The sequence below is a fragment of the Mesorhizobium sp. P3_A9 genome (assembly GCF_056402975.1).
On sequence record NZ_JBFUGJ010000479.1, the window covers coordinates 1 to 3,562 of the forward strand.

At 64.5% G+C, this 3,562-nt stretch carries 4 protein-coding genes; 3 read left to right on the forward strand and 1 reads right to left on the reverse strand.

Going from position 1 to position 3,562, the window contains the following annotated elements:
- The 3 genes from AC1DX0_RS32885 to AC1DX0_RS32895 all read left to right on the forward strand — a co-directional run.
- The coding region (locus tag AC1DX0_RS32885) for an asparagine synthase-related protein (RefSeq protein WP_477358541.1) at positions 1-339 on the forward strand (339 nt) is incomplete at its 5' end.
- Complete coding sequence (locus AC1DX0_RS32890; RefSeq protein WP_477218445.1) at positions 336-1,352, forward strand: phosphoenolpyruvate carboxykinase (ATP); 1,017 nt, start codon at positions 336-338, stop codon at positions 1,350-1,352. The genes AC1DX0_RS32885 and AC1DX0_RS32890, both read left to right, overlap by 4 nt.
- Positions 1,353-1,360: 8 nt before the next feature.
- A complete protein-coding gene (locus AC1DX0_RS32895; protein ID WP_477218446.1) occupies positions 1,361-3,205 on the forward strand; it encodes an ABC transporter ATP-binding protein in 1,845 nt (614 codons plus the stop codon).
- 24 nt (positions 3,206-3,229) lie between these two features.
- Here AC1DX0_RS32895 and AC1DX0_RS32900 read toward each other — a convergent pair whose 3' ends face one another.
- Positions 3,230-3,505 carry an exopolysaccharide production repressor exox gene (locus tag AC1DX0_RS32900; RefSeq protein ID WP_477218447.1) on the reverse strand — a complete coding sequence of 92 codons (276 nt, stop codon included), beginning with the start codon at positions 3,503-3,505 and terminating at the stop codon, positions 3,230-3,232.
- Positions 3,506-3,562 lie beyond the last annotated feature (57 nt).

Genomic DNA, 3,562 nt, shown 5'->3' on the forward strand with positions numbered 1-3,562 from the left:
GAGGAAAAACTGAACCGCGGCTTTGGCCGCTAYGTAYTGCGCCGCGCCATGGARGGMRTCYTGCCSGCGGCGGTYCAGTGGCGRCGCRMCAAGATCGATTTCACCGCCAATCTCGTCAACGGCATGGTGCGCAACCACCGCGAYCTCCTGGAGCAATTGCTTGTTTCAGACGCCGGCCGCATCGCGCCCTATGTCAACCTGCCACAAGTGAGTGCCGCCTATGCACGGCTGCTGCGCCAGCCCGATCAGGCAGCACCCCTCGATGTCCAGTACGTCTGGCGCTCGGCCTCGCTGTCGCTGTGGCTGCGGCAGGTCCAGCACAGCGGGAGCCCCGCATGATGTCGCGCAACCAGCCGCTCGCCCCATATCTTGGTGATCCTCCTTACCATGGCGTGACGGTGCGGGAGCGACGTTACTACCGGACCTATGGCCTGACCATCGCATCCGACGTGGCGTTGCCGGAGCTGGAACCGGCGGAGCCGGGGGCGGCGGATATCCTGATCGCCATCGGCACGATCGACATGCCGAAGCCTTCGCCCGAGGCCGCGACGATCTTCCGCTTCGAGCCGGACCGGCAATATCTGGCATGGCATGCCGTCGGCGCCTTCCTGATCAGCGATGTCAGACGCATCGACATCGAGCCGGCGCCCGGCGTCGACGACGCGCTGCTTGCCTTCCCGCTGCTGGGACCGGTGTTGGCGCTGCTGCTGCACCGGCGTGGCCTGCTCGTCCTGCACGCCAGCGCCATGGCGGTGGCCGGCAATGGCGCCATCTTCATGGGCGACAAGGGCGCCGGCAAATCGACGACGGCAAGCGCGCTGATCCGCGCCGGTCATGAATTGCTCACCGACGATGTCGTGGCGCTCGACTTCACCAAACCGGATGCGCCGATGATCGTTCCGGGGTTTCCCCAGATCAAGCTTGCCGCCGACGCAGCGGCCGCGATCTCTCTGGGCCAAGCGGAGGTGCGGCCGCAAGTGCATCCGGCGATCGAGAAGATGCAGCATCGCCTGCACGGCGCCTTCTCCGGCGGCACAGTGCCGGCGACCAGGGTCTATGTCCTCGAGCGCGGCCAAAGGGCCGCGATCACGGCCTTGCCCGGCATCGCCGCTTTGCCGGCCATCATCAAATTCTCCTACGTGACGCGTTTCGGCCGCGCGGCGCTGACTGGCGACTTCGCGGCGCTGCATTTTCGCCAATGTTCAGCAATCGCTAACCATGTCGGCGTGTTCCGGCTGGAAGTTCCAACCGGCCTCGACAGGATTGGCGAGGCCGTGGAACTGATCGAAACCGATCTGGCGGCCCAGGATTCGGCCGCCAGGGGCCTGGCGGCTGGCCGTCGGCCGCGGTGAGGGCAAACATGTCGAAGTCCTCAATCCTCCGCCTGTCGCTGTTTCGCGATGTCGCCGCGTTGGGCGCCGTCATCGCTCAAATCGGCGGGCGGCGGACCTGGACGGCGCTGCTGTTCCTGATCCTCGGCAGCCTGACGGAAGGCATCTCGATCCTGCTGCTTGTGCCGCTGCTGCATCTGGTCGGACGCGCCGACCAGGATTTCGCGGTGCGGTTGCCGAACAATGATCTCGTGCGCTGGCTGGTGCCTGACGGAACGCTGCAACTGACGACGGTGCTGTGCGCGCTGGTCGGGCTCGTTGCCGTGCAGGCCGCGTTCAACCGCTTCAAGTCGGTCTAYATGGCCAGGCTTCTGTTCGATTTCATCAACCGCTTGCGCATGAACCTGTTCGAGAGCATCGGCAAGGCGCGCTGGGGCGTATTCTCGCGCATGCGCAGCTCGGATCTCGACCATGCCCTGACCGGCGACATCGATCGCGTTCAGGGCGCCGCCTTCTCGCTGCTGATGCTGGTGCAGATATCAGTGCTTTTGGTGGGCTATCTCACGATCTCGATGTTCATCTCGCCGGTCATGACGGCGTTTGCGATTGTCATCGGCATCGTGATGTTCATAGCGCTGCAGCCGTTTCGGGCGCGCGCCACCGCCTTTGGGCGTGTCCTGACCAGTAATCGCCAGGATCAGTACCGGACGGTCTCGGAATTCCTCGGCGGCATCAAGGTGGCCAAGAGCCTGAATGTCGAGGCCAGCTATTTCGCGCAATTGCAGACGACGCTGGAAAAGATGAAGGCCGACAACATCGATTATGTCAGCAACAGCTCCATCGGCACCGCGGTATTCCAGGTGGCGAGCGTCGTCGGCTTGAGCCTGTTCATCTATGTAGCGCTGGTCCGCTTCAACCTGTCGCTGGCCGAGATTGTCGTGCTGCTGCTGGTTTTCATGCGCATYGCGCCGCGYTTCATGGACATGCAGACGCAGGCCCAGCAAGTGCTGATCAACCTGCCCGCCTATACGGCCATGCGCAGCCTGCAGGCCCGTTTCGATGCCGAGCGCGAACCGGGCCATGCCGACGCTGGGGATGCCGAAAAACTGTCGCTCGATACCGGGCTGAACATTCGCGGTGTCTCCTTTGGCTACGACGACGGCACCGGCAAGGCAGTGGTGAGCGATATCACCTTCGGGCTTCCGGCCGGCAAGGTCACCGCCCTTATCGGCCCCTCCGGATCGGGCAAGAGCACCATCGCCGACATGCTGCTCGGCCTGCTCGAGCCGACTGCCGGCAAGATCCTCGTCGACGGCGTCGAGATCGATGCCGGCAATCGCCGGCGCTGGCGTGATCAGGTGGCCTATGTGCCCCAGGACGTGTTCCTGCTGCATGACACGATCTCGGCGAACCTGCGTCTGGCCGCGCCACGGGCCAGCGACGACGAGTTGTGGACCGCATTGCGCGCCGCGCATGCCGGCGAATTCGTCGAACGGCTCGATCAGCGGCTCGACACGATCGTCGGCGAYCGCGGCGTGCGCCTCTCAGGCGGCGAGCGTCAGCGCATCGCGCTGGCACGCGCGCTGTTGCGCAAGCCGTCACTGCTCATCCTCGACGAGGCGACCAGCGCGCTCGACTGGCAGAACCAGTCGCTGATCGCCAGGTCGATCGACGGATTGCGCGGCGCGATGACCATCCTGACCATCGCGCACCGGCCATCGATGATCGCCTTCGCCGACTGGGTGGTGGCGATGGAAGACGGCCGTGTCGTGGAGGTCGGACAGTATCAGCGGTTGAAGGCGAAGCCGGCGAGCCGGCTGTCCAGGATGCTGTCGGGAGAGCAATCGGAAACCGAACCCGCCAATGTGGCCTGAGGTCAGATCCTTTGGGACGAAGACCTAGTGCAGGCTGCGCCGGGCATTACCCAGCTTCTCGCCTTCGGCCACGTCGGGCGAGCTCAGCTTTCTCTCAGCTTCGCGCTGCCTGTCGGCCGGCGTCGGTGCGCTCCGGGCGATCATGGCATAGACGAGGACGAAGTAGCCGGCCTGGATGACCACGGCGCAGATGATGACGCGCAGCAGCGTCGTGCCTAGCGAAGCGCCGCCAAGCCAGGACCAGGCGACGACGATCGCAAGAGCGAAAACCATCCCGACGATGAATTTTGGAAGTGACATACCCAACAGCCCATAAACCGGCTCGGGTTATATCCAACGATAGCCCCACCCGAGCGC

What these genes read in the sequence shown, in the direction of transcription:
- AC1DX0_RS32890 (WP_477218445.1), top strand. Translation starts at nt 336, where the DNA reads ATGATGTCGCGCAACCAGCCGCTCGCCCCATATCTTGGTGATCCTCCT.
- AC1DX0_RS32900 (WP_477218447.1), bottom strand. Translation starts at nt 3,505, where the DNA reads ATGTCACTTCCAAAATTCATCGTCGGGATGGTTTTCGCTCTTGCGATC.